29 protein-coding genes, 1 pseudogene and 1 riboswitch are annotated in these 23,385 nt (G+C 69.9%); of the genes and pseudogenes, 11 read left to right on the forward strand and 19 right to left on the reverse strand.

The features are described from left to right. The first annotated feature begins 72 nt into the window (after positions 1–72). Positions 73–480, forward strand: a complete 408-nt coding sequence (locus FB380_RS18710; protein ID WP_166756819.1) for a YkvA family protein — start codon at positions 73–75, stop codon at positions 478–480. Positions 481–909: 429 nt separating this feature from the next. After that, positions 910–1,644, forward strand: a complete 735-nt coding sequence (locus tag FB380_RS18715) for a ZIP family metal transporter (RefSeq protein ID WP_166756820.1) — start codon at positions 910–912, stop codon at positions 1,642–1,644. Positions 1,645–1,925: 281 nt separating this feature from the next. Here the strand turns inward: FB380_RS18715 and FB380_RS24180 are convergent, their stop codons facing one another. The 11 genes and pseudogenes from FB380_RS24180 to FB380_RS18755 form a co-directional block, all read right to left on the reverse strand. Then, the gene (locus tag FB380_RS24180; RefSeq protein WP_208383692.1) at positions 1,926–2,087 is read right to left on the reverse strand and encodes a hypothetical protein; all 162 of its coding nucleotides are present in this window, start codon (positions 2,085–2,087) and stop codon (positions 1,926–1,928) included. 42 nt (positions 2,088–2,129) lie between these two features. Continuing rightward, positions 2,130–2,282, reverse strand: coding sequence for a hypothetical protein (locus FB380_RS24185; protein ID WP_208383693.1), 153 nt, complete (start codon positions 2,280–2,282; stop codon positions 2,130–2,132). Between the two features lie 54 nt (positions 2,283–2,336). After that, positions 2,337–2,705, reverse strand: coding sequence for a hypothetical protein (locus FB380_RS24190; protein WP_229682324.1), 369 nt, complete (start codon positions 2,703–2,705; stop codon positions 2,337–2,339). Positions 2,706–2,767: 62 nt separating this feature from the next. Next, positions 2,768–2,818: pseudogene (locus tag FB380_RS26070) on the reverse strand (hypothetical protein); the annotation flags it as partial. Between the two features lie 240 nt (positions 2,819–3,058). Continuing rightward, a complete protein-coding gene (locus FB380_RS18730) occupies positions 3,059–4,834 on the reverse strand; it encodes a copper resistance CopC/CopD family protein (RefSeq protein ID WP_166756821.1) in 1,776 nt (591 codons plus the stop codon). Beyond that, positions 4,831–5,496, reverse strand: coding sequence for a zf-HC2 domain-containing protein (locus FB380_RS18735; protein WP_166756822.1), 666 nt, complete (start codon positions 5,494–5,496; stop codon positions 4,831–4,833). The genes FB380_RS18730 and FB380_RS18735 overlap by 4 nt, the downstream gene beginning before the upstream one ends. 39 nt (positions 5,497–5,535) lie before the next feature. Beyond that, the gene (locus FB380_RS18740; protein WP_166756823.1) at positions 5,536–6,240 is read right to left on the reverse strand and encodes a DUF1775 domain-containing protein; all 705 of its coding nucleotides are present in this window, start codon (positions 6,238–6,240) and stop codon (positions 5,536–5,538) included. Positions 6,241–6,375: 135 nt separating this feature from the next. Beyond that, positions 6,376–6,615: a YnfA family protein gene (locus tag FB380_RS24905; RefSeq protein WP_308423055.1), complete on the reverse strand. Its 240-nt coding sequence runs from the start codon at positions 6,613–6,615 to the stop codon at positions 6,376–6,378. A gap of 102 nt (positions 6,616–6,717) precedes the next feature. Beyond that, on the reverse strand, positions 6,718–6,933 hold the full coding sequence (locus FB380_RS24195) for a hypothetical protein (protein ID WP_208383694.1): 216 nt from the start codon (positions 6,931–6,933) through the stop codon (positions 6,718–6,720). Between the two features lie 79 nt (positions 6,934–7,012). Next, positions 7,013–7,255 carry a MerR family transcriptional regulator gene (locus FB380_RS26245; protein WP_208383695.1) on the reverse strand — a complete coding sequence of 81 codons (243 nt, stop codon included), beginning with the start codon at positions 7,253–7,255 and terminating at the stop codon, positions 7,013–7,015. Between the two features lie 158 nt (positions 7,256–7,413). Continuing rightward, positions 7,414–7,914, reverse strand: coding sequence for a PH domain-containing protein (locus tag FB380_RS18755; protein ID WP_166756824.1), 501 nt, complete (start codon positions 7,912–7,914; stop codon positions 7,414–7,416). A gap of 192 nt (positions 7,915–8,106) precedes the next feature. Between FB380_RS18755 and FB380_RS18760 the strand changes: the two genes are divergently transcribed. The 8 genes from FB380_RS18760 to FB380_RS18795 are packed head-to-tail and all read left to right on the forward strand — an operon-like array spanning position 8,107 to position 13,666. Next, entirely contained in the window at positions 8,107–8,748 is a 642-nt protein-coding gene (locus FB380_RS18760) for a DsbA family protein (RefSeq protein WP_166756825.1), read from the forward strand. Then, positions 8,729–9,406 (forward strand): vitamin K epoxide reductase family protein, encoded by a 678-nt coding sequence (locus FB380_RS18765; protein WP_166756826.1) that lies wholly within the window; start codon positions 8,729–8,731, stop codon positions 9,404–9,406. Before FB380_RS18760 ends, FB380_RS18765 begins: the two co-directional genes overlap by 20 nt. A gap of 45 nt (positions 9,407–9,451) precedes the next feature. Beyond that, positions 9,452–10,297 carry a cytochrome c biogenesis CcdA family protein gene (locus FB380_RS18770; RefSeq protein WP_166756827.1) on the forward strand — a complete coding sequence of 282 codons (846 nt, stop codon included), beginning with the start codon at positions 9,452–9,454 and terminating at the stop codon, positions 10,295–10,297. A 33-nt stretch (positions 10,298–10,330) separates the two neighbouring features. Continuing rightward, a complete protein-coding gene (locus tag FB380_RS18775) occupies positions 10,331–10,987 on the forward strand; it encodes an SCO family protein (RefSeq protein WP_166756828.1) in 657 nt (218 codons plus the stop codon). A gap of 48 nt (positions 10,988–11,035) precedes the next feature. Further along, the gene (locus tag FB380_RS18780) at positions 11,036–11,362 is read left to right on the forward strand and encodes an ArsR/SmtB family transcription factor (RefSeq protein WP_166757233.1); all 327 of its coding nucleotides are present in this window, start codon (positions 11,036–11,038) and stop codon (positions 11,360–11,362) included. After that, entirely contained in the window at positions 11,362–12,108 is a 747-nt protein-coding gene (locus tag FB380_RS18785) for a cation efflux transmembrane domain-containing protein (protein WP_166756829.1), read from the forward strand. Before FB380_RS18780 ends, FB380_RS18785 begins: the two co-directional genes overlap by 1 nt. Next, entirely contained in the window at positions 12,105–12,740 is a 636-nt protein-coding gene (locus FB380_RS18790; protein WP_166756830.1) for a methyltransferase family protein, read from the forward strand. Before FB380_RS18785 ends, FB380_RS18790 begins: the two co-directional genes overlap by 4 nt. Next, a complete protein-coding gene (locus FB380_RS18795) occupies positions 12,737–13,666 on the forward strand; it encodes a cation diffusion facilitator family transporter (RefSeq protein WP_166756831.1) in 930 nt (309 codons plus the stop codon). Before FB380_RS18790 ends, FB380_RS18795 begins: the two co-directional genes overlap by 4 nt. A gap of 67 nt (positions 13,667–13,733) precedes the next feature. Here the strand turns inward: FB380_RS18795 and efeB are convergent, their stop codons facing one another. The 8 genes from efeB to FB380_RS18835 form a co-directional block, all read right to left on the reverse strand. Next, the gene (efeB, locus tag FB380_RS18800; RefSeq protein WP_229682322.1) at positions 13,734–15,038 is read right to left on the reverse strand and encodes an iron uptake transporter deferrochelatase/peroxidase subunit; all 1,305 of its coding nucleotides are present in this window, start codon (positions 15,036–15,038) and stop codon (positions 13,734–13,736) included. A 226-nt stretch (positions 15,039–15,264) separates the two neighbouring features. After that, positions 15,265–15,714 (reverse strand): plastocyanin/azurin family copper-binding protein, encoded by a 450-nt coding sequence (locus tag FB380_RS18805; protein ID WP_166756832.1) that lies wholly within the window; start codon positions 15,712–15,714, stop codon positions 15,265–15,267. 69 nt (positions 15,715–15,783) lie between these two features. Further along, a complete protein-coding gene (locus tag FB380_RS18810; protein ID WP_166756833.1) occupies positions 15,784–16,725 on the reverse strand; it encodes a M56 family metallopeptidase in 942 nt (313 codons plus the stop codon). Next, entirely contained in the window at positions 16,722–17,108 is a 387-nt protein-coding gene (locus FB380_RS18815; RefSeq protein ID WP_166756834.1) for a BlaI/MecI/CopY family transcriptional regulator, read from the reverse strand. The genes FB380_RS18810 and FB380_RS18815 overlap by 4 nt, the downstream gene beginning before the upstream one ends. A gap of 170 nt (positions 17,109–17,278) precedes the next feature. Then, on the reverse strand, positions 17,279–18,502 hold the full coding sequence (locus FB380_RS18820) for a M23 family metallopeptidase (protein ID WP_243851262.1): 1,224 nt from the start codon (positions 18,500–18,502) through the stop codon (positions 17,279–17,281). A 12-nt stretch (positions 18,503–18,514) separates the two neighbouring features. Next, a riboswitch (cyclic di-AMP (ydaO/yuaA leader) is annotated at positions 18,515–18,656 on the reverse strand. Positions 18,657–18,747: 91 nt separating this feature from the next. Then, positions 18,748–19,719: a c-type cytochrome biogenesis protein CcsB gene (ccsB, locus tag FB380_RS18825; protein ID WP_166756836.1), complete on the reverse strand. Its 972-nt coding sequence runs from the start codon at positions 19,717–19,719 to the stop codon at positions 18,748–18,750. Then, on the reverse strand, positions 19,709–21,340 hold the full coding sequence (gene lnt / locus FB380_RS18830; RefSeq protein ID WP_229682321.1) for an apolipoprotein N-acyltransferase: 1,632 nt from the start codon (positions 21,338–21,340) through the stop codon (positions 19,709–19,711). The genes ccsB and lnt overlap by 11 nt, the downstream gene beginning before the upstream one ends. Before the next feature lie 50 nt (positions 21,341–21,390). Beyond that, on the reverse strand, positions 21,391–22,350 hold the full coding sequence (locus FB380_RS18835) for a cytochrome c oxidase assembly protein (RefSeq protein WP_166756837.1): 960 nt from the start codon (positions 22,348–22,350) through the stop codon (positions 21,391–21,393). 230 nt (positions 22,351–22,580) lie between these two features. Between FB380_RS18835 and FB380_RS18840 the strand changes: the two genes are divergently transcribed. Then, positions 22,581–23,012, forward strand: a complete 432-nt coding sequence (locus FB380_RS18840; RefSeq protein WP_166756838.1) for a hypothetical protein — start codon at positions 22,581–22,583, stop codon at positions 23,010–23,012. Positions 23,013–23,385: the final 373 nt, after the last annotated feature.

Consider the following 23,385-nt stretch of genomic DNA (forward strand, 5'->3'; position numbering starts at 1 on the left):
TCTGGCCATGACCCGGCCGGAAGGTCCGACCATCGTGGTGTCATGGGGTGCGGGGGCTGAGAGGAGCGCGGGATGCCGGGCTGGGCATGGGCGTTGATCGGAATCCTGGGCGGCCTGCTGCTGTGCTGGCTGACCCTCGTCGCCGCCCTGTGGTTCACCCGTCCACAGGACCGGCGGCTGCGCGAGCTGATGCGGTTGCTGCCCGACGTCCTGCGACTGCTGCGCCGGTTGGCCGGCGATGCCGGGCTCCCGCGCGGAGTCCGGATACGGCTGTGGCTGCTCCTGGGGTACTTGGCCCTGCCGATAGACCTCATTCCTGACTTCATCCCGGTGCTCGGCTACGCCGATGACGCGATCGTCGTAGCAATGGTGCTCCGCTCCGTCGTCCGGCGAGCGGGGCCGGATGCGCTCATCCGGCACTGGCCCGGCACGCCTGGCGGCCTGGCCGCCCTGCGCCGGGCCACCCGGCTGCCCAGGTGAAACACAACGTCACCTATCGCACCAGGACTTGAGTTCGCCGGTCAATGCCTAGTGGCATCCACCAAGGAAGTTAGTAGTAACGTGCCGACATGCTCAGCCGCGGACCGCGCCGCCCAACGGCACATCGTGCGGTGCTGGAGGTGCATGAGCGCCCACCCGTTCACGCCGCCGTCTGGACCGGCCAGCGGCACCAGACAGCCTGACGACAAACGGCCCAGCCACCACTCCGTGGAATACCCGACTTGTGCCTAGCCGGGGACAGACTTGCGCCTAGCCGGGGAAAGAGTTGACAAGTCCACGGAAGACCTCAGGACTCGCCGGTCGTCCGTGACTTGACTGGAGGCGCTGCCGGGAGCCGGGACACAGGCGCCTCCTCCCCAGAGGTCATTTCCCCAGCAGCAGCTGATCGCCGAGGGAGGGAACCAGCTCGTGTCGGACTTCTTGTTAGTCCTAGGTCTCGCTGCGCTCCCGGCCGCAGGCAACTTCTTCGGCGGCGTGCTCGCCGAGGTCTTCCGCGTCTCCGAGCGCACATTGAGCCTCGCGTTGCACCTCGCCGCCGGGATCGTGCTCGCCGTCGTAGGACTGGAACTCATGCCCGAAGCCTTGTCAGCCAGCCAGCCGTGGATCCCCCTGCTCGCCTTCGTGGGCGGGGGCGCAGCCTTCATCGGACTCGATCGCGCCGTTGGCTACGTCCGAGCCCGGATGGGCGGGGGCGACAAGCAGCGTGGCGCGCTCGCGATCTTCTCGGGGGTGTCGATCGACCTGTTCAGCGACGGCGTGATGATCGGTACGGGCACCGTGCTGAATCCCGCACTGGGTCTTCTGCTGGCCATGGGGCAGGTGCCGGCGGACGTGCCCGAGGGTTTCGCCGCCATCGCCACCCTACGGAGTGCAGGAATCAATCGCAGGAGGCGGATCGCGATGGCGGCGGCCTTCACCATTCCCATCCTGCTCGGCGCCACCATCGGCTTCTGGGCTCTACGTGATGCACCCGAGATCATCACCCTTTCCGTGCTGGCCCTCACCGGAGGGGCACTGTCCGCCGTCGTCGTCGAAGAGATGATCGGCGAGGCTCACGAGGGTGAGACCTCGCAGCTTGGACCGGTGTTCCTCACGGCTGGGTTCGCCCTTTTCGGCGCCATCTCGGTCTACCTGGGCTCGTGACCAGCGGGCACGGCGGAAGCCAGCAGAGCATGCGGCCCCAATCACACTCAAGGCACACCGGGGCCCGAGCGCACGCGCGTCGCACATCGACGCAACACCGGACTTGTAGAAGGCTTCACGACCACCGACACCGTCCACCGCCGTGGCGAAGCACGAACTCTGGCGCCGGGCCCCGGCACGGGCCAGCCGACCAGCGGGCAGACCGGTGTCTGGACGTAAGCGCACGACTCGCTGTTCGGCGCGATTCCCCAACTTGTCCGGTCTGCCGACGGACGACGGAATCAGTCGTCGTCCTCGACCAGTTCTCCTTCCCATGCCTCGCGACCTTGGTGAATGGCGAAGGCCGCGATGATGCAGCCAGCGACCGGGTCGAGCCTCGTCCAGCAAACGAGCGCATGGGGCAGAGACCAATCAGGGTGGCGATGATCGAACAGGACGCACATGCCGGTCTCCGCGGCGTCGGCCAGGTTCAGCGGGTCGCCGCCCTACGCCATCCCGACACGCTTCTTTGCGCCGGCGAGCAGCGGCATGATCACGACCGAGGCGTCCAGCAGGACGCTGCCGACGGTCGAGCAGCCCGGCTCCCCTCCCCCGATCAAACTCGAGCCCCCCTCGACGATCACGTAGGCAGCCAGCACGGAGAAGACGACCGCAACGACCTTGCGCGTGCGCCGCTCCTTGGCCTCGTCCGCCTAGCCACCGCGCAGCCAGGCGGCCAGTAGCAGGCTGACGAGGACCGAGGCTGTGGACTCGATCCCGAGGCCAGGCCGAAGCCGATGAGAGACACCGCCCGGCGAGGAGCCCACCGTGATGGCAATGGCGCCCTCGACGACGTTGTAGACGACGGTGAACTGCGCCAGTCGGAGTCCGCGCTTGGTGAGCCGCTCGGTCTCTGCGGGCATAAGGGGGGTGGCCTGTTCGCGCGTGCCTCTCGACCCCCGTCCGCGGATCGTGACACCGCAGGTCGGGCAGAGGTCGACTGCGTCGCCGGTGCCGGCCAGCAGGCCCTCCGCTGCGCCGAGGAGGCCGATGAGCTCATCCCGATGGCTGAGCGTGGACACGGGGATGCCCTGCCGACGGGACGCGAGTCCACCAGGCCGCACTCCCACAGGCAGGAGAGGTGCTTCCAGACTGTGGACTGAGCCAGCCCCAGATGCCTCGTCAGGTCGATGATGCGGTGCCCCCCCCCCCCCCCCCCCCCCCCAGGCTCACGTGTCGCAGGATCGCCATGCGTGTGGGGTCCGAGAGACTGTGGAACAGCGACGCCGCCGGCGACAGGCCCGGTGCCTCGATGGTGCGGTCACCCGGTGGGCACCCTCACGACGCGTTTGATCGCCGTGCAGCGATGACAGCCCACCTGGGCGTCGGCTTAGGTGGGGGCGTTGGCCGCAGCGGCGAGCGTGGACAGGAAGGCTCAGCGCACCACGAAGTCAGTTGCTGTGGTCGCGGCGGTGAACTCGTCGAGTCGCACCGTGACCGTCAGCGTCCAGGTCCCCGTCATGGGGATGGACATCGCCTCGCTGATCGAGTGCCCAGGACCTCCCGGCTGCAGATCCACCGGCAAGGGGCCGATCTCCTGCGCCGGGGCGGTCAACGACACCTGGATGTCCTGGGCCTGCGCCAGCTGCCCCGCCTCGTCGAAGAGGTACAGGTGCAGCGTGTTGGGTCCCGTGGCCGCCGGGTCGACGGACAGCTGGATCTGCCCGAACCCCGCCGTTCCGTTGGCGTCCTGCAGCGGGAGGGTGACCTCGACGGGCTGCGCGACCGCCGACTTGGCCGGCGGCGTCCCGACGAGCACGGCGGAGAGAGCCAGGACGATTGCGACCACGCTGGCCTCGACGACGACTGACCGGCGCAGGGCGCGCTGATGACGCACGGACGGCGGGACCCGGGCATCTGATGCTGGTGGCGTCAGGTCGGAGCCTGCGGAAGGCCTCGCGCCGACGGTCGCGGCGGCCATGGCGAGTTGCCTGGCCCAGGGACGGACGGGCCCGTGGTGGCGTTGCACCCAGGCGCGCGACGACGCCGCGACAGCCATCAGGAGTACGACCAATACGACCTTCCCGATCAACACCCAGCCGTAGGTCGTGGTCACCAGCGCCAAGGGGGCGCCTACCTCACGGACGGACTGGACGACCCCGGTCACGATGAGCGCGGCCACTGCAGCCGAAGCGAGCTGCGAAAACCTCGCCACGGCGGTCGCCTGGACCCCAGGGTCCACACCCGGACGGATCACGCCGCCGAGGAGTCCGACGAGCCCACCCGTCCAGACCGCCATCGCGGCGACGTGGACCGCCGTCACCGCCACCGCCAACCCCGGGACGGCCCCGGCGACCGGATGGCCGACCGCAGCGAAGGTGCCCACCAGGACAACAGCCACGAACGTGCCACCGGCGACCACCATGCGACGAGGCGCTCGCCCCTGCCGCCAGGCCGACGACAGCGACACAGCCAGGAAGACAGCGAGCGCTGCCCGCACCAGGACGACCGCGCCATAGGAGGACGAGGCAGTCGCCGACAGCAGGGCCGGATCCGTCAAAGAGCCCAACCCGCTGCCTGCTGCGTACGCCCCCTGGAGCACGAAGTTGCCCAGGGCAGCGACGGCGACGACGCCCAGCCCGATGACGGCGAGGCGGCGCATGAAGGGGACACTCCAGCCGCTCCCCCAGCAGACGAGCAGGAAGACGGGGACGCCCACGCCCAGCGCGATACCGGCGAAGCCCGCCCAGCGGGTGACCACCAGCGCGACGGACAGGGCGGAAGTGGAGTCGCCCGCCGCGCTGACGCCGGTCGCTGAGACGAGCTCGGCATCGCCAACGACGAACGCGTACGCACCGGCGATGGGATGTGAGTCGGCCGACATCACTCGGTAGGTCACCACATAGCTCGCCTCAGGAAGGTCGGTCCTGAGGGGGATGCTCACGCGCGCACCGCTCGCGGAGGCGGAACCGGCATCCACACGGCCGCCATCGGCGCCCAGCACCCGGGCGTAGCCCGCACCGAGGGACACCCCTTCCGTGAAGTCGAGTGTCACCTCCGTCGGCGGCTCGTCCAGGCGTGCGCCCTCGCCCGGCGTTGTCGTCACCAGTTCGGCGTGTGCCCGAGCCGGCCGTGCCGTGGCGGCATCGAGGAGCACGGCGACGACGGCCATGACCCCCAGCATCAGGACGAAGGCGATCACCCGTCTCATGCACGCGCCCTTCCGGACGACAGCGGCCGCCACCGCTCCGGAGACCGCCCCTGCCACGCCAGCACGCTGACGGCCGCCACGCCCGCGAGCACCAGCAGGTGGCCGGCGGCACGCTCGATGTGCACCCTCCCGGCGTTGAGGTCGGACAAGGTGAGGGCGGCCAGCAGCAGGGCGAACGCAGCCAGGAACGGGAGAGCTCCAGCCGCGAGCCGCGGCGCGGCGGCCACCGCGACAAAGGAGACCGCAACAGCGACGCTCCAGGCTCCCGTCTCGTGGACCACGTGCGTCGGTGCACCCATGGCGTCGGTGCCGGAGGACAACGACGCCACGGCCAGTGCCGCCTGGTCGACCCCTACGGCCAGCAGCACCCATCGCAGGGGGAGCTCACCGTGTCGGGTCCAGGCCTGCTGGTCAGCGGTCGGGCGACCGCCCGGCAGGCCAGTGAGCACGGCCAGGGTGACGTCAGGGATCGACTCAGCGATCGCCAGCCGGCCCCGGCGCGTCACCTGCTGCGCCAGCTCTTCCCAGTGCCGGCAGTCCGCACAGGACGCCAGGTGGCGCGCCAGGGCGGTATGCGCGAGCTCCGGTGCTTCTGCGTCGAGCCGCGCGGAGATGGCCTCGCGGAAGAGTCCGCACTCGTCGCCGTGCAGCTGACTGTCCATGAAGAGCTCCCGGTTCCCGTGGTGGTGAGACGGCGTGGTTCAGGAGCCGCTGGACTGCCTGCGCCGGAACCACAAGGCCGCGCCGGCCAGCGCAGCGACCACGGCCACCGCGCCGATCACCAGGCCGGTGGACGATGAATCGTCGTCCGTGGCGGCCACCGGTTCGGCGTCGCTCTGCGTCGTGGGCTCAGCCGTCGGACTCACGCTGGGGCTCAGCGGGGTCGTTGTGGGCGCCGAAGGAGCAGCTGCCGGCGCCACGGTGATCGCTGGAGCAGGGTTCGCCGGCTCGGGACTGTCCGCGGTGGGCAGTTCGATCCAGGCGTCTTCGGTGCCGTCGGAGTACCGGACGAGTGTCTTGAAGGGCGTCTCAGGGGCGGCGTCCGCCGGGAGCTTTGCGATCGTGATCCCGAACTCGGCATCCACGCCGGTGGCGATCGCCGGGCCGGCGACTTCGTAGCCGTCGGACGTGGGTGTGAGGACCCAACCGTCCGGCCCGGAGGCCAGCGAGACCGACGACGGAGGAAGCCCGGCCGGCAGTTGCGTCTTGACCCCTACGATCCCGGCAGTCGACGACTCGGCCTCGACTGTGAAGGCGATGACGACGGGTCCCGCACCGGCTCGAGCCCCTTCTGCGGTGGCCTCGACGTGCGCGGCGGCGGACGTGGCGCTCACCGAGACCATCACGGTCGCGGCGGCGGCGGTCAGTGCCGCCCGGTGGCTGGGACGAGGAAGGAGTCGGGTCACGATCTCTCAGTCGTCGGCGGCACCCCACGAGTTCCCCGGCTACGAGACTCCTTCGTAGAGGGCCTCGGTCGGCACCGCTCCCAGCTCGCCGACGACCGCCCGCCGAGGATCAACCCGGTCGAGGTGCGTACATGATCACGGCGACTCCGGCGATGCAGATGAGGGCTCGATCACGTCGGCCCGATCGGGGCGATAGCCGTCCGCGACCATGCCCCAGGCCAGCGAGCCCGCCACGAATACCCCGCCGTAGACAGCGATGATGCGGCCGAACTCGGCATCCGGTTGAAGTGTGGCAACGAAGCCGTAGATGCCCACAGCGATGGTCCGCAGACCGATCCAGAGCCATCCTCGGTGTTCGCGGACTCCCTGCCACACGAGTTAGGCACCCCCGATCTCGAAAAGTGCGGCGATGACGAAGAGGCCGATGGGGCGCGCGACGAGCATGCAGATCCGTTCGGTAGGTGAGACGAGCTCAGGTCAGCGGAGGAAGATCAACTCGACGGACTGCTGCGCCTCGGACGGCGCGCTGACCTCCAGTTGCAGTCCGGAGGTGTTCAGCTCCACTCGGACCGAGAGGAAGGGGCAGTTCTGCTGCTCGTCTAGGACCAGGGCCATGGCCTCCCCTGCGGCCTCGACCGACAGGTCGAGGCCGAAGCCGCCGTCGACGGCTTCACGCGGTGCGTCGCCGAGCAACTGCCGCCACTCGTCGGGCCGGGCGCTGTACTCAGACCCGGTGAGCGAGCAGGCGATCGCCGGTACCGGCCGAGGGACGTCACTGGCGCCGGGGTGCTGCGACTGGCACCTGTCGGGCCGCCGAGGGAGGACCGCCTTCCCACACCTGCAACAGCTGGCGGATCTCGGCCAGCGGCAGGCCGGGGTGCTTGGCGGTTCCGATCAACGCCAGCCGATCAACCGCAGGTGGGCCGTAGTCCCGGTATCCCACCGCTGTCCGGTCCGCGGGGAGCAGGCCCTCCCGTTCGTAGGAGCGCAGCGTCGTCGCAGGCGCGCCGCTCACCGCGGCCAGCTGCGAGCCCGCACCCCGTCCATGGCCGGGCCGGGCCGGGCCGGGCCGGGCCGGGCCGGGCCGTAGACCTTCGACACAGGTCGAAGGTCAAGGCCTGCGGTTCGCGCTGAAGCCGACCCCACCCCCGGGGACGGTGTGCGCACCCGCTGTCATCCCGGTGGGTAGAGCAGGTCCTCGCGTGGCTCGGCATTCTCAGCCTCGTGCGCAGCCAGCAGTGAACGGAGGCCGCGGACCGCGGCCACCGCGCGCTGGCCGTCGGACGCCTGGAGGGCCAGCACAGAGAGTTCGTCGCCATTGCCGAGGAGCAAGGTCGCCCAGGAGGACTTCTCCTCGAACCTGACCGCCTTCACCCGCGACCACGACAGGTGCTGGGTGGAGGCGATGTTGCGCACCCGCACTCCGTGCGCGTCTGCGTCGACCCGGGGCCGGCCCAGGAACAGCATCGCACCGCCCATGGCGAGTCCCAACCCGAAAATCGCCAGCTGATCCACCAGGCCGAAGGCCACCACCCCGACGGAGGAAGACGGGAGCAGGACGGCGATCACCGTCATCGCCCCGACGATGCCGGCGGCGACCACGGTGACCGCGATCCGCAAGAGCCGCGGCACCGCCGTCACCTGATCGGGAATGAGTGCCTTGCCGGCCTGCATCGCGGTCTCCAGTCAGGTGGTCGACGAATCGGGGTCACCGAGCATCTCCGGGCGCTTGCGATGTCGCTCGCCAGCCAGTGGTTGACGTCTGACAACCGACGGCCAACCTGTAGCGTCCCCTACGACGGACAATAGTAGGCCACGGGCGAGGTCATCCCGCCTGCGACCACCCCATCTCCCCGGAGGAGCGCAGTGAGCGCCAATCTGAAGATCTCCGCCGCCCTGGTCGCCGTGTTCGTGGTGGGGCTCGCGATCTTCGGTGTCGTCCGCACTCAAGGGGACGACGATCCCGCGGCAGCGACAGCAGCCGTCGTCCGCGAGGACAGTCACCGCCTGTCCACCGCAGAGGACGGTCGGGTCACCCTGGTGGAGTTCCTGGACTTCGAGTGCGAGAGCTGCCTAGCTGCCTACCCGTTCGTCGAACAGCTCCGCGAGGTCTACGCCGACCGGGTCACCTTCGTGGCGCGGTACTTTCCGATGCCCGGGCACGCGAACGCCGAGAACGCTGCGGTCGCCGTCGAGGCCGCCGCGCAGCAGGGCCGGTTCGAGGACATGTACGACCGGATGTACGAGACGCAGCCCGAGTGGGGCGAGAAGCAGGAGTCCCAGGCTGCCGTCTTCCGTGGCTTCGCGGAGGAGATGGGCCTGGACATGGCGGCATACGACGCCGCGGTCGAGGCACCCGAGACGTTGGCCCGGGTGCTGCGGGACCGCGAGGACGGGATCGCACTCGGCGTGGAGGGGACGCCGACGTTCTTCCTCAACGGCGAGAAGCTGATCGTCGAGACGACCGATGAGTTCATCGCAGAGCTCGATGCAGCCCTCGCTGGCTGAACCGTCGCCAAGGCCGGTGTTCCCCACGGGTCCGGGGTCCCGGGTCGCATCGCCTCAGCCGCCGAACGGGCTGACCGATCGCGGCCTGGCCTGGCTCTTGCTGATCGGCGGTCTCATCGGGCTGACGGCGTCGTTCGTCCTGGCCGTGGAGAAGTACGCCCTGCTCGCCGACCCGACGTACGTGCCCACCTGCAGTCTCAATCCCGTGCTGAGTTGCGGATCCGTGATGGCGAGCGCTCAGGCGGAGGCGTTCGGGTTCCCCAACCCACTCCTCGGCGTCGCTGGCTTCCCCGTGGTCGCCGCCGTGGGTGCCGCGCTGCTGGCCGGCGCTCGAACGGCGCCGTGGTTCTGGGGCGGCCTCCAGGTGGGCGTCACCGGCGGCGTGTTGTTCGTGCACTGGCTGATCTTCAACAGCCTGTACCGGATCGGCGCCCTCTGCCCGTACTGCATGGTCGTCTGGGCAGTGACCATCCCCCTCTTCTGGTACGTGACGCTGCACAACCTCCAGGCGGCGCTGCCGCGGCTGCCCCGACGGCTCACCAACCCGGTGGGCACGGCGCGACGGTTCCACGGAGTCATCCTCACCGGCTGGTTTCTGCTCATCGCCATCGCCGTCCTCGAGGAGTTCTGGCTGTACTGGAGCACCCTCCTTGCCTGACCACAGCCCACCGTCGGCCGCTCCGACGCACGAGGACGGAGGTCGATGAGCGCCCTCGGTGACGCCTTCGCCGGCATCGTCAGCGACGGCTCCCTGCTCCTGGCGGCCGCCGTCGCAGCGCTGGCCGGACTGATCAGCTTCGCCTCGCCGTGCGTCCTGCCGCTTGTCCCCGGCTACCTGGCCTACGTCGCCGGACTGACCGGCGCCCAGTCCGGCGGGGCGAGCGACAGTCCGGCGCCAGAGGACGAGCCCCGTGGAGCGCGCTCCGGTGCGACGGCGACCGCCGCCAGGAGACACATCACCGAGCGTCGGCGCGTGGTCCTGGGCGCCCTGCTCTTCATCCTCGGCTTCACCGTCGTCTTCGTGTCCTTCGGCGCACTCTTCGGCGGACTGGGCAGGCTGCTGCTGGAATGGGCGCCGGTCCTCACCCGGGTGATGGGCGTGGTCACCATCCTGATGGGCCTGGCCTTCCTCGGCGGGGTCCCGTGGCTCCAGCGGGAACGCCGGATCACCCGACGCCCGCCGGCCGGCCTGGCCGGAGCCCCGGTCCTCGGTGTGGTGTTCGGGCTGGGCTGGACCCCTTGCCTCGGGCCGACCCTGTCGGCCGTGAACACCCTGGCGTACACGGAGGCGTCTGCTGGGAGAGGCGCAGCGCTCGGCCTGGCCTATTGCATCGGGCTGGGTGTCCCGTTCCTGCTCGTGGCACTGGGGGCCCGGCGAACGCTGTCACTGTCGGCACTGGCCAGGCGACACGCCCCGACGGTCATGCGCATCGGTGGCGTGCTGCTGCTCGTGCTGGGGCTGCTCCTCGTCACCGGGCTCTGGGACGGGATCATGCTGTGGCTCCGCTCGTGGCTTGCCGCCACCGGGCTGGGGACCTCGTCCATCTGACGACCAACGAGACCAGACGCCTAAGCTACTAACGTGCTTAGGCGAACCTTTTCCAGCAAGATGCTGACTGCTCTCGCGGGTGCCGGGCTGACCGCGACCCTCGCCGGTTGCGGGGCAGACGACGCCCACGTCGCGCACGACGAGAACCCTGCGTCGGTGTCCTCTTCGGTGGACGACAGCCCGTACGCAGGTCGAGAGCTGGCTGAGCCTCAGGCCCGTCCAGCGTTCACCCTGACCGACCAGAGCGGAACCGCATTCGACTTCGCGGCGAAGACCTCCGGTCAGCCGACCCTGTTGTTCTTCGGGTACGCCAACTGCCCCGATGTCTGCCCGACGACCATGGCCGACGTCGCGCTGGCGCTACGTTCGGTACCTGCGGACGTCGCCGCTCGCACCCAGGTCGTCTTCGTGACCACCGACCCGGCCCGTGACACCGCCGACTTCCTCAGCAGCTACCTGGACCGCTTCGATGACGGACTGCCCAACGGCTTCATCGGCCTCACCGGCTCCCAGGCCGAGGTGGAAGCAGCTCAGGAAGCGGCCGGCGTCCCGCTAGCCGAGAACGACGGCACCATGCACGCGACCAGCCTGTATCTGTTCGGCACCGATGACCTGGCGCGCACGGTGTTCTCCGCCGGTGACACCTCCGCGGAGATCGCCCAGGACCTCGAGACCATCGCCGCCGCCTGACAGTTCAGGCTTGCCTGAATTCAGAACGATGTGTACCTTCACTCCGTGATGCCCGTCCTGCACGCCGAGGTCCTCGCACGATTTGGCCACGCCCTGTCCGATCCGACTCGCACTCGCCTGTTGCTGGCGCTGCGCGAGGGGCCGGGCTACCCCTCCGAGCTCGCCGACCTGCTGGACGTGTCGCGGCAGAAGCTGTCCAACCACCTGGCCTGCCTGCGCGGGTGCGGACTGGTCGTGGCCGTACCCGAGGGGCGGCGCTCCCGGTACGAGCTGGCCGATCCGCGGCTGGCACACGCACTCGGCGACCTGCTGGGTGTCGTCCTCGCCGTGGACCCGGCCGCCTGCCCGACCGCTGAGGACGAGGACTGCTGCTGATGGCCGCCGAACCACTCCGACTGTCGACCATCCGTGCGCTGACGACCCCCTCCGCCGAGCGCCGCGAGCTGCTCACCCGCCGCATCCGGCTGTTCGTCGCCGCGACCATCGCCTACAACGTCATCGAGGCCGTGGTCGCCCTCACCGCAGGAGCACAGGCGTCGTCCTCCGCGTTGATCGGCTTCGGTCTCGACTCGGTCATCGAGGTGTCCTCCGCTGCGGCCGTGGCCTGGCAGTTCGCCGGTCACGATCCGGAGGCGCGCGAGCGGGTGGCGCTGAAGGTCATCGGGGCGTCGTTCTTCGCCCTCGCCGCCTTCGTGACCGTGGACGCGGTTCGATCGATGCTCGGTCCCAGCGAGGCCGAGCACTCCTCGGTCGGCCTGGTGCTCGCCGCTCTCAGTCTGGCGATCATGCCGCTGCTCTCCTACGGACAGCGGCGGACCGGGCGAGAGCTCGGCTCCGCGTCCGCGGTCGCCGACTCCAAGCAGACGCTGCTGTGCACCTACCTGTCGGCCGTGCTGCTGGTCGGCCTGGCCCTCAACAGCCTGTTCGGCTGGTCTTGGGCCGACCCGATCGCCGCACTGGTCATCGCCGCCGTGGCCGTCAAGGAGGGCCGGGGGGCGTGGTCCGGCGACGGCTGCTGCTCACCGGCATCGGCACTGCGACTGACGGCGACCGACAGCGCCGACGAGTGCGGCTGCACCCCCGGCTGTTCCTGCTGCACCTCCGCGGACGCGACGTCATGAGCGCGGCGGCCCTCTGGTTCTACATTGGTGGGCTGATCGTGACATTCGGCCTGCGTACCTGGATCCATGCCCGGCGAACGGGTGACACGGGGTTCCGCGGCATCTCCGGGACCCCCGGCTCCCTGCGGTGGTGGGCCGGAGTGCTGTTCGTCTTTGCCCTGCTCCTGGGCCTGACCGCGCCGACGCTCGCAGTCATGGGAGCAACTGCCACGCCGGACGGTCCGCTTGCGGACGTGCTCGGTCGAGCTGGCCTGGTCATCGCGGGCATCGGATTCGTCGGAGTGCTCGCCGCACAGTCCGGCATGGGAACGTCCTGGCGAATCGGAGTGGACGAGACCGAGCGAACGAGCCTGGTGACCGACGGACCGTTCGGGATCGTCCGCAACCCCGTCTTCACGTTCATGCTCACCGCGCAGGCCGGACTGACCCTCGCTGTCCCCACGCTCGTCTCAGGCGCGGCCCTGTTGTGCCTCCTGCTCGCCGTGGAGCTCCAGGTGCGCCTCATCGAAGAACCTCACCTCCTTCACCTGCATGGAGACGCGTACCGCCATTTCGCGGCCCACACCGGCCGGCTCTTCCCCCGAATCGGGTACACGCCCCTGGCTGCCCAGACGACAGGAGAGACGCGATGAGCGGCGGTCATGACCACGGTGCAGGTTCCGGAGCAGGGACTGCGGACCATCGGCGGCGCCTGGCCGTCGTCCTGGCCATCACGACGAGCGTCCTGGTGGTCGAAGTGGTCGGGGCCGTCGTGTCGGGCAGCCTGGCCCTGTTGGCCGATGCCGGACACATGCTCACCGACGCCGCCGGCCTGACCATCGCGCTGATCGCGGCGAACCTGGCCCTGCGCCCCGCAACTGCCGAGCGGACCTGGGGCTACCGCCGCGCAGAGGTGCTAGGCGCAACCCTGCAGGCCGCCGTCCTGCTCGCCGTCGGGGTGTACGTCTTCGTGGAGGGCATCCGCCGGCTCTTCGAGCCGCCGGAGGTCGGCTCCACAGCGATGATCGTGTTCGGGATCATCGGGCTCCTCGGCAACCTCGTTTCCATGTGGGTGCTCATGCGGGGGCGCGGCAGCAACGTCAACATGCGGGCCGCCTTCCTCGAGGTGGTCAACGACGCGCTGGGGTCGGTCGCCGTCCTCCTGGCCGCGCTGATCATCGCGCTGACCGGGTGGCTGCAGGCGGATGCGGTGGTGTCCATGCTGATCGCCCTGCTGATCATCCCGCGCACGCTGAAGTTGCTGCGCGAGACGGTGTCGGTGCTACTCGAGAACACCCCACCCGGCCTGGACCTGGACGATGTGCGGACCCACCTGCTCGGTCAGCCGCACGTCCTCGAGGTCCACGACCTGCACGCTTCGCAGATCACCAGCGAGCTACCGGTGCTCACAGCGCACGTCGTGGTCGACGAATCCTGTTTTCATGATGGGCACGCCCCTCAGATCCTGGACCAGCTGCAGTCGTGCCTGGCTGAGCACTTCCCGGTGAGCGTCGAGCACTCGACGTTCCAACTGGAGCCGCGGATGCACGCAAGCCACGAACACGCAGCTCACGATTGATCCAGCCGCCGAGCCTCATCTGCGGGGCCAGCGGTGGCCACCCCGGCCGTGCTCCCGGGTGCGGGCGTCAGCGACTCGGCTCGAAGAGGGTTCGTCCCCACCAGTCGTCCCCGTCGGTCACCCCGGGCGGGCAGGCGAAGACCGCTGAGGAGCCGTGCTCGACGAAGCCGTTGAGCGCGTCCCCGGCGAGGTTGCGCTGGATCTGCACGAAACCGGTCTGCGGATCACGCTGGTAGGCAATGAAGAAGAGACCGGCATCCAGTCGCCCGTCCCGGCCCGTGCCGTCGACGAAGCTGTAGCCACGGCGCAGGATCGCCGTCCCGGCGTTGGACGGATGTGAGAGGAACAAATGCGAGTCCGGGGGTATCGCGGGTCGCCCGTCCCGCACAGCCGTGAAGTCCGTCGGGTCGAACTCTGCCACCTGGCCCAGTGGCGCTCCCGCCGTCTTCGTGCGGCCCATGACTGCCTCTTGATGTGTCACGGGCAGCACGTCCCAGTCCTCGATCAGCATCCGGATGCGGCGGGTGACGAGGTAGGAGCCGCCACGCAACCAGTCCACGTCGTCTCCCCCGACCCAGACCAAGCGGTCGAGCGCCTGCCCGTTCTCCGCCTTCAGGTTGGCCGTGCCGTCCTTGAACCCGAGGAGGTTGCGCGGCGTGACCTGGGCAGAGCTGGTCGAAGAGGTGCGGCCGAACCCGAGCTGCGTCCACCGCACTCGTACGACACCAGCACCCAGACGCACCAGGTTCCGGATTGCATGGACGGCCACCTGGGGGTCGTTCGCGCAAGCCTGCACACAGATATCGCCGCCACTGACTGCCGGATCCAGCCGGTCCCCCGGGAACGCCGGCAACTCGACGAGCGACCTGGGACGGCGTCGTGCCAGCTCGAACCGGTCCGTCCCGTCCTCAGCCGTGAAGAGCGTCGGTCCGAATCCGATGGTCAACGTGAGCTCGGACGGCGGCAGTCCCTGGGCTTCGCCGGTGTCATCCGGACCCGTCGGTTGCCCGCTCGTCAAGAGGGCAGCGGCCGCAGTCCACGCCTGGAGCAGCGCTGCGACGTCCTCCCGGCTGTCGGTGAGGACGTCGAAGGCAACGAAGTGCAGCCGGTCCTGCGCAGGCGTCACGATGCCTGCCTGGTGATCACCGGTGAACCGGATGATGTCCGCCGGCGAACCGTCGGGGACCGGAGCCGCTTCCGCATCCGCGGTCGTGGCTTCGGCCGTTGTCCGGCCGACGACTCCGCCCGTGACACCGGCGGCGACCATCCCGGCAGCCCCAAGGCCCGCGAAGCGGAAGAGCCTGCGCCTCGACAACCCCGGTGGCGACTCGTCGTCGATGGGCCCCAACGGCCGCGCACCGTCGTCGGACAACAGGACTCCCCCGTCCGAATCTGGGCCGCATCTCGAGGAGCGGCCCTGCGTACTAGCGATGATAGGAGCACCGAGTCGCCGACGGGCTTGGACCGCTGCGACCTGGACGGCACGCCAGCGAGGTCCACCCGGCCCACCTCACACACACCTTCGACGACCGTGCTCGCGCCACCCCACGCCGGAGCAACCGGCAAGCGAGGCGATGTCCTGGCGTGCCGCCGCCCGCTCAGGCTGCGACGGTCATCGTCCCGATCTGGCCCAACGCGATATGGAAGGAGCACTCGTACTGGTAGTCACCGGGCTGTTCGACCGTGAAGTCGAAAGTCTCGCTGCGGCCCGGCGCCAGGATCGGCACTCCCTCGGCGATGTCCACCGGTCCCATCCCCGGCGTGAACACCAGGTTGTGCGTCAGCTGGTCGGCGATGCTGGTGAGGGTCAGCCGGACCTGCCCAGGCGCGACGGTGAAGCTGTTCGGGACGAACAGGTAGTCGTCGCCCACCAGCACGGTGATCTCCTGGACGCCGTCCACACCCACGGTCACCGTCCCGGCTGCGGCCTCGTCGACGGCCGGCTCGGTCGCACCTTCCGGTTCACCACCGCAGGCGGACAGAGCGACACCGGTCAGCCCGACCAGGCCGCCGACCAAGAACGTCCGCCGGGTCAGGTGTGCGTTCACCGCACCAGCTTATCTGAGCTACTAAGCCCGGTCGTACGGCCGTTCGTGGTTGAGACGGTGCCAGTCCCCTCAGATGTTGCAGAGGTCGCTGAGTGCCGCGGACAAGGTGGGCAGTCCGGCGATCAACACGGGGGTGAGCAGTACGGCCCACAGACCACCGGCGAGCAGCCGGTGTCGCCAGGGGTCCATCGGCGTGGCTGGCTCGAGCAGGCGGGAGACCCGGAGGGCAGCCCCCTCCTGTGCCATGGCCATGGCCGCTGCCGGCGCCCGCATCTCCGCCAGGCTGACGATGGCCGAGGCGACGCTGACCCGGTCGACGTGCTCCGCTGCGGCATCGTCGGCGAGCAGTTCGATCAGCTGCCGGGTCTGCGCCGACGCCGTGCGGAACAGCCGTAGGCGCGGGAAGGCCCGCACCAACGCCTGGGACAGCGCCACCGCCAGGTTGTGGCGCGCTCGTAGGTGGGCCGCCTCGTGCGCGAGAACGCCTTGCAACTCGTCGTCGGCCAGAGCAGTCAAGGTCCCGGTTGTCACCACGATGCGTGACGTCCGCCCCGGCACACAGAAGGCGGCCGGCGCGGCCACGTCCACAACCAGTACGCCCAGCTGATGATCCGGTTCGGCGACCAGGTCGATCGAGCGGTGGAGCTCCCGACGACGTCGCCAACCGGAGACGAGTTCGCGCGCGACACAGGACAGCACCCAGAGGGGCAGGATCCCAGCCAGCACAGTCCCCATCAAGGCCCCTGGCAGGAACTCCGCGGACCCGTAGGCACTGGCGATGCTCGCTGCGCAGGCGTGGAACACAGCACCCAAGCCGTCCGCGAGGGTGGTGATCGGGATCAGCTGGGTCACGCCGGCCAGGACGAAGGCGGCCACGGCGGTGAAGGTCAGCGCCTGCCACGCGAGGATGCCCAGCCGGGGTGCCTGGGTGGTCCAGGCTGCGTTCGCCAGCCGGGGCCCCGCGACGAGGATCGCGACACCGGTGGCGGCGAGTGCGAGGCCGGCGATCATGCCGAGCCGCCGCCGGCCGGCCGCGCTCCCTTGCGGGCAGCCTCCACAGCCTCGCGCAGCTGCGCGACCGCGTCCGGTTGCAGCTCGGCGACGAAGTGCATGAGCACCTCCTGCTGGTCGCCTGACTCGGCGAGGACGTTCTGGAGCAGGGCTGCGGCATGCTCAGCGCGGCTTCGGACCGGGCGGTACAGCCAGGCCCGGCCGACCATCTCCCGGGTGACCTGGTCCTTCTTGTGCAGGTTGTCCATGACCGTCATGACGGTCGTGTAGGCGAGGTCCCGGGATGAGTTCAGCGCCCCGAGGACGTCCCGCACCGTCGCCGGCTCACCCCGACGCCACAGCTCGGCCATGATCGCCGCTTCCAGCTCACCGAACGGGCGCACTCCCCCACCTCTCGTGACCGTCTCGTCGACGCCCCTGCGGGACGGCGATGAGCTCGCCGTCCCGTGTCTACTGTCTTGTCTCGCACACAGCCTAGGCATTCGGGGCCGTCATGCTCCGGAAGTGCCGCGGTCGGCTCACCCGCCGGGGAACCGTCACGGCAGCCCCTGGCTCACACCGCGCAGGCACCGCCCAGGGAGATGCCGCGGGCAGCCAGCCATGGGGCCGGGTCGTTGCGGGTGGCATAGAGCCCCCCTGTGTGCAGCTCCACGTGCACGTGCGGCCCGGTGGACTGGCCACGGTTGCCGACCTCGGCGATTTGCTCGCCCGCGGTGACCACCTGTCCGGCCGTGACGAGGGCCTGGTTGATGTGGCCGTAGAGGCTGATCGTTCCGTCCGGGTGCTGGAGGTACACCGCCAGCCCGAAGCCGTTGGCGGCTCCGGCGTGCAGGACCACACCGGAGTCGGGTGCGTAGATGGGCGTGCCGATCGGCGCGGCGATGTCCACGCCGTTGTGGTTGGTCCCCCAGCGACTGCCGAAGCAGGAGGTGACCCGTCCGGCTGCCAGCGACGCGGTCCCTGCCGCCGATGCGGCGGTCACGGCCCGCTGCCGTTCGTCGACGGTGGCCACGGGGTCCGCATCACCCTGGGCAGCCAGGAGCTGGACCTGCGCTGCCTGCAGTTGCTGCTCGAGCACCGCCTTCTCGCCCGCGGCGGCGTCGTAGGCGGTCTGCGCCTGCACCAGCTGGGCCTGGGCGTCGACGGCGACCTGCTGCGCGGTGCGCGCGGCGGCGTCACGGCCGGCGACCGCGTCGCGGGCGGTCTCATCCGCGCGCTGCACCTCTGCCTCGACCGCCCGCAGTGCGTCCAGCCGCTCGGTGCGCTCCTTCCCGATGAGCTCGAGCGTCGCAGCTCGCTCGAGGAGGTCCTCCGGGCTCCGCGCTCCCAGGAGCGTCACCGCGCCGCTCAAGGCGTCGGCACCCATGTAGGTCTCCCGGCCCAGCTCTGCCACGTCCTCCTGGACAACGGCGCCGGCAGCTCGCGCGGCGGCCAGGTCTGCGGCGGTGCTCGCGGCCGCGGCCTGCGCCGTCAGCAGATCCTGCTCCGCCACCCGCGAGGCCTCACCCGTGGCTTCGGCGAGGACGGTGAGTCGCTGCAGTTCCACCTCGGCGCGTCCGAGGAGCTCTTCCACCCGGGCGATCTCGGCTCTGGCGGTCTCGGACGCCGACTGGGGCGAGGTCTGCGCGATGTCGCTGTCACCGGGAGCCGCGACCGCGGAGGTCGTGGTGAGTGCCAGTTGCAGGGTGATGGCCGCGGCGATGGTCAGGGGCGCCCAGCGGGCCAGGGGCCGCCGGAACGTGGACAGGGATGAGATCCGGTGGTGCAGGGTCGCCAAGGCGACGGTTCTCCGTTCTTCCTGACTGCCTACCGGGTTAGCTGACGGGTTCGGACGGGAAGCTGCCCTACCTGCCTTTGCAGGATTCACCCCATGGGACATGGGTCCCCGGTCCACCTCGGGATGCCCGTCGGTGGTTCGGCGTGTCCACCCGAGGTCCTCGAGGCGAGGAGCATGGCCCGGGTGGACCGGAGAGCACGCTACTACGAAGCTGGGTAGTTGTCACGGTCCGGTAACGAACCGCCTCAGGAGACGCCCCCGTAGGAGTGCAGCCCGGTCGACACCAGGTTCACGAACAGCAGGTTGAAGACCAGGGAGGCCAGGGCCACCAGATTGGTCCACGCCGCCGGCCGGCCTCGCCATCCGGCGGTTGTGCGGGCGTGCAGGTACGCGGCGTACAGCGCCCAAGAGATGAAGGCCCACGTCTCCTTCGGGTCCCACCCCCAGAAGCGACCCCAGGCGCTCTCCGCCCAGATCGCCCCGGCGATGACGGCGAACGTCCAGATCGGGAAGCCGAAGATCGCCGTCCGATGTGCCACCTGGTCCATCGTCGCCGCGCTCGGGAGTCTGTCGGCCCAGCCTGCCGATCGGCTCCCGGTCGTCAACGAGGAACGCTCCCGCCGGACGGCGACGAGGTAGAGGGCGCTCGCCACGCCGCTCACGATGAAGACGCCGAAGGACAGGATTGCGGCGGACACGTGCACCACCAGCCAGTTCGACCGCAAAGCTGCCACGAGCGGCCCGGACTCGGCGTACAGGTACAAGCCGATGAGGACCAGCGCGATGACCGTCGGGCCTAGCACGAAGACACCGATCCGCCGCAGAGCCGGCATCCGCATCGCCAGCACCAGATAGGCAACCACTCCCACCAGCACGGCGGCTGTGGCGAACTCGTACATGTTCCCCCACGGCACCCGCCCGGCGGCGACACTGCGGCCGATGAGCACCCCGGCCTGCGCGAGCGCCCCGACGAGGGTCAGCGCGACACCCACCCGGCCGCACCGGGCACTGCGGGGACCTACGGGCACCACTCCGCTCGACGGAGGGGGCAGGGGGCTCGCCCCACCTGCTCGGACCTCGGCCCGCTCGGCCCGGCTGCGGATCGATGGCCGACCGAAGGCGAGCTCGGCGGCAAAGCCGAGCGCCGCGAGCGCGTAGACGGCGACCGCGACGCCGAAGAGCGTGTCGGACAGTTCGGCGAACGTCTCAGTGCCCACGAGGACCTTCCTTGCCGGGGTGACGTACAGGGGTCGAGGGAGCCGGCCGGGTTCGACGGCCGAAGACACGGGGAGCGAGGAGGGCGACGCCGGCCAGGCCTGCGAGAACGGTCTCGGGGAAGGCGCCCAGCCGGGTGGCCACGGTCGTCTGGGTCCGCTGCGCCACGGAGCCGACGAACACGTACGGGCTGAAGAGCTCGGACTGGTCGACGACCGTCCCGTCCGGCGCGATCACCGCCGAGATGCCGCTGGTCGCCGCCACGGCGACGGTGCGGCCGTGCTCGATGGCGCGCATGCGGCTCATGGCCAGCTGCTGCTGACTCTCCGCGGTGTAGCCGAAGGTGGCGTTGTTGGTCTGGACGACCAGGAGACTGGCGCCGCCGTCCACGACGTCGGTGACCAGCCCGTCGTAGGCGATCTCGAAGCAGATGACGTCGCCCAGGCGCACTCCGCCGACATCGAGGACTCCAGGCTCGTCGCCGGGCAGGAAGTCACGCCGTAGCAGGTCGACCTTGTCGCTGAACAGCCGGAAGAAGGAGCGGGCGGGCATGTACTCGCCGAAGGGCACCGGGTGCCTTTTGGCGTAGCTCTCGCCGGGACCGGTCATGGGATCCCAGACGATCCCCGCATTGGTCAGGTAGCGCCCCGGCCCGTCCAGCACGGCACCGATCAGGATCGGTGCGCCGATCGCCCGCGCGGCGCGGTCGATGACCGTCGCCGCGTCCGCGTTCAGGGAGGGGTCGATGTCCGATGAGTTCTCCGGCCAGAGGACGACGTCCGGTTGCGGGCTCCCGCCGCGGTCGACCCGTTCCGCCAGCAGCAGGGTCTGCTGCACGTGGTTGTCCAGCACTGCCCTGCGTTGGGCGTTGAAGTCCAGGCCGGACCGAGGGACATCGCCCTGGATCACTGCGACGGTCGCCAGCTCACCACCCGCCGTCAGCTGCTCCCCCGGCAAGGGGAGCCAGGCCAGCAGGCCGAGACCCGGGACGACGAACGCCGCACCGAGCGCACGAAGTGCTCGTCGTCCCGGCTCTGGCTGGCGGGCGCATCGCCGTCGCCGCCAGTCGGCAGCCCGGACGAGGAGGATTGCGAAGGACGTCCCGGTGAGCGCGACGGTGAAGGTGACCAGCGGGACACCTCCGTAGGCGGCGAAGGAGGCGAACGGGCCGTCCGCCTGGCTGAAGCCCAAACGCCCCCAGGGGAAGCCGCCGAACGGCACGCGCGAGCGCAGCGCTTCCTGCGCCACCCACAGACCGGCCGCCCAGATCGGTGCGGCCGGCAGCCGACCGACCACCGCGACGCCCGCACCCATGGCCGCGTAGAAGGCCGCCTGGACGACCGACAGCGCGACCCAGGGCAGATCGCCGACGAAGATGCCGGTCCAGGTGAGCAGCGGCAGGAAGAACGCGCAACCCATCACCATCCCGAAGCCGGCGCCGGCGCGCGCCGAGCGCCCTCTGACGATCAGCATCAGCGCCATCGGCCCCACCGCCGCCAGCGGCCACAGCCCGAACGGCGGGAAGGCCAGCCACAGTGCGAGCCCGCCGGCCAGGGCGAGGAGCAGAGCGACGAGCAGCTGACCCAGCAGGTGCTCACCCCCGCTGCGGTGGCGTGGTGGCACCGCGGGGACAGCCTGAGCATCGACCGTGGACGTGGAGATGGGCAACGTGATCAGCGCACCGTCGGGCGCTGGCCGGCGGCCAGCCGAGCGAGCTCGGCGTTGTACGCCTCCAGGTCCACCTCGACGCGTCGATCCGTTACTCGCGCCTGCCGCTCGTCCGAGCGCACCCACTGCCAGAACACGATCGCCACAGCGATGATCGTGGGCAGCTCACCGAATCCCCAGACGATGTTCCCCGCGGCCAACTGGTCGGTCATGACATCGACGTCCCAGCTCGCGGGGACCTGCCGAAAGGTCTCGACCAACGGGGTGCTGGCCATCATCACCGCGACGGCGAAGAAGGCGTGCAGAGGGCCCGGCACGACCAGCTCGACCAGGCGCAGGGGTGCCGACACCCGGTGCGGCCAGGGGTCCAGCCCGAATGCCCCACCGAAGGCGAGCAGACCCGTGAACAGGAAGAAGGCCAGCATGAGCAGGCTGCCGGCCCAGTGGCGCATGAGCACGTCGAAGACAGGGGTCAAGTAGAAGCCGTAGAGGCTGCCGATGAAGAGGGTCGTCGTCACCACGGGATGGGTCAGCAGGTTCGCCGTCCGGGACCGCATGACCACGACGAGCAGCGTCCGCCAGACGGCGGCTCGCCCGCGGCGCGGGAGCGTCCGGATCGCCAGGCTGACCGGGGCGCCGAGCATGATGAGCATCGCCGAGACGACGGCCAGGACCATCTTCTGCAGCATGTGTATCGAGAAGAGCATCATCCCGTAGCCCATGACCTGGGTGGCCGTGACCAGCAGGACGGTCACGATGCCGAGGGTGAAGTTGACCGTCCGGCGGCGCGGCCACCGGACACCCCGGCGGCCCAGTGAGCGGACACCGAGCAGGTAGAGGACCAGAGCGAGCAAGGCGAACGCCGGGAAGATCGAAGTGACGTCGACCTGAGGGGTGAAGAGCGTCAACAGGGTCGGCGGGTCGACCGGCATCTGCATGCCCCCCATGTCAGCTGCCACGGGCACGCGTCTCCCACTTCCTTCCGAATCGCTCCACGGACAGCCGGCCCTGGCATCGCCGCAACGCATTAGATCCTAAGACACATAGTAGGTGATCCTGCGAAACGTGCTCCCGCCGTCACACCCGTGGACGACGCAGGTGCGGCGGCCGGCGGCGAGTCGCAGGGACCGAGACAGGAGTGACCTACCGTCGCGTGGTGCCCGGTGCTCGAAGGAGACCGTTGACGGCCCGACGGGTGCTCGTCGTCGCCCTGGCTCTGACGACCCTGTTGCTGGCTGGAGCGCCAGCAGCCCAGGCGCACACGGACCGCGGGGTGGCCGGGAGCAACCGGGCCGGCCGAGTCGCGGAACTGTCCCCACAGATGCCCGGGGTCGACCTCAGCGTCACGCAGTTCGGCGACTGTCACCAGGTTCTCAACGGCTCGTCGTCGACCGTGACCGTGTGCGGGTACTCCAACGAGGAGTACCTCCGCATCGGCCCCGATGGCGTCTGGCGGAACGAGAACAGCCCCGCGACTCGTCTGAAGCTCCGACTGGACGGCCGGACGACCCTGCCGGCCAATGCGGCACCGGACGTGCCGCCCGAATGGCGCCAGGTGTCCACCGGGCCGGAGTGCTCCTGGCACGACCACCGGACGAACTGGATGCTGTCGACCCGGCCTCGGTAGGTGACGGATCCGAGTAGAGACACACGATCATCAACTGGACGGTGCCGCCGACCTACGGCGACACGGCAGTCGCGGTGCACGGCGAGCTGACCTGGTCACCGCCACCCCGGCCGTTGGTGTGGTGGCCGCTGTACCTGCTCATCCCGGTCGCGGGCCGGCTCGCCGGCCTCGTGCCGCGATCAGCGCGACCCCTGACGCTCCTCCTCGCCGCGGCGGTGACCTCTGCTGCCTGGCACGTGACAGCGACGCCGCAGCCGGGGTTGACGGTGACCGATCGAGTGCTGGCGACCGGCGCCGCGTTGCTGCCCACACTGGTGGCGGTGGCTGTGACTGTGACTGGGGTGGCCGTGCGAGCCGCTCGGAGAGACGAGAA

This window comes from Modestobacter marinus (assembly GCF_011758655.1).
Classification (GTDB): domain Bacteria; phylum Actinomycetota; class Actinomycetes; order Mycobacteriales; family Geodermatophilaceae; genus Modestobacter; species Modestobacter marinus.

Coding starts and splice junctions, on each gene's coding strand:
- FB380_RS18730 (WP_166756821.1), bottom strand. CDS start 4,834: ATGAGACGGGTGATCGCCTTCGTCCTGATGCTGGGGGTCATGGCCGTC.
- FB380_RS18710 (WP_166756819.1), top strand. CDS start 73: ATGCCGGGCTGGGCATGGGCGTTGATCGGAATCCTGGGCGGCCTGCTG.
- FB380_RS24180 (WP_208383692.1), bottom strand. CDS start 2,087: ATGTGCGTCCTGTTCGATCATCGCCACCCTGATTGGTCTCTGCCCCAT.
- FB380_RS18795 (WP_166756831.1), top strand. CDS start 12,737: ATGAGCGGCGGTCATGACCACGGTGCAGGTTCCGGAGCAGGGACTGCG.
- FB380_RS18810 (WP_166756833.1), bottom strand. CDS start 16,725: ATGATCGCCGGCCTCGCACTCGCCGCCACCGGTGTCGCGATCCTCGTC.
- FB380_RS18735 (WP_166756822.1), bottom strand. CDS start 5,496: ATGGACAGTCAGCTGCACGGCGACGAGTGCGGACTCTTCCGCGAGGCC.
- FB380_RS18770 (WP_166756827.1), top strand. CDS start 9,452: ATGAGCGCCCTCGGTGACGCCTTCGCCGGCATCGTCAGCGACGGCTCC.
- FB380_RS18785 (WP_166756829.1), top strand. CDS start 11,362: ATGGCCGCCGAACCACTCCGACTGTCGACCATCCGTGCGCTGACGACC.
- FB380_RS18780 (WP_166757233.1), top strand. CDS start 11,036: ATGCCCGTCCTGCACGCCGAGGTCCTCGCACGATTTGGCCACGCCCTG.
- FB380_RS18755 (WP_166756824.1), bottom strand. CDS start 7,914: ATGCAGGCCGGCAAGGCACTCATTCCCGATCAGGTGACGGCGGTGCCG.
- FB380_RS18790 (WP_166756830.1), top strand. CDS start 12,105: ATGAGCGCGGCGGCCCTCTGGTTCTACATTGGTGGGCTGATCGTGACA.
- FB380_RS18765 (WP_166756826.1), top strand. CDS start 8,729: ATGCAGCCCTCGCTGGCTGAACCGTCGCCAAGGCCGGTGTTCCCCACG.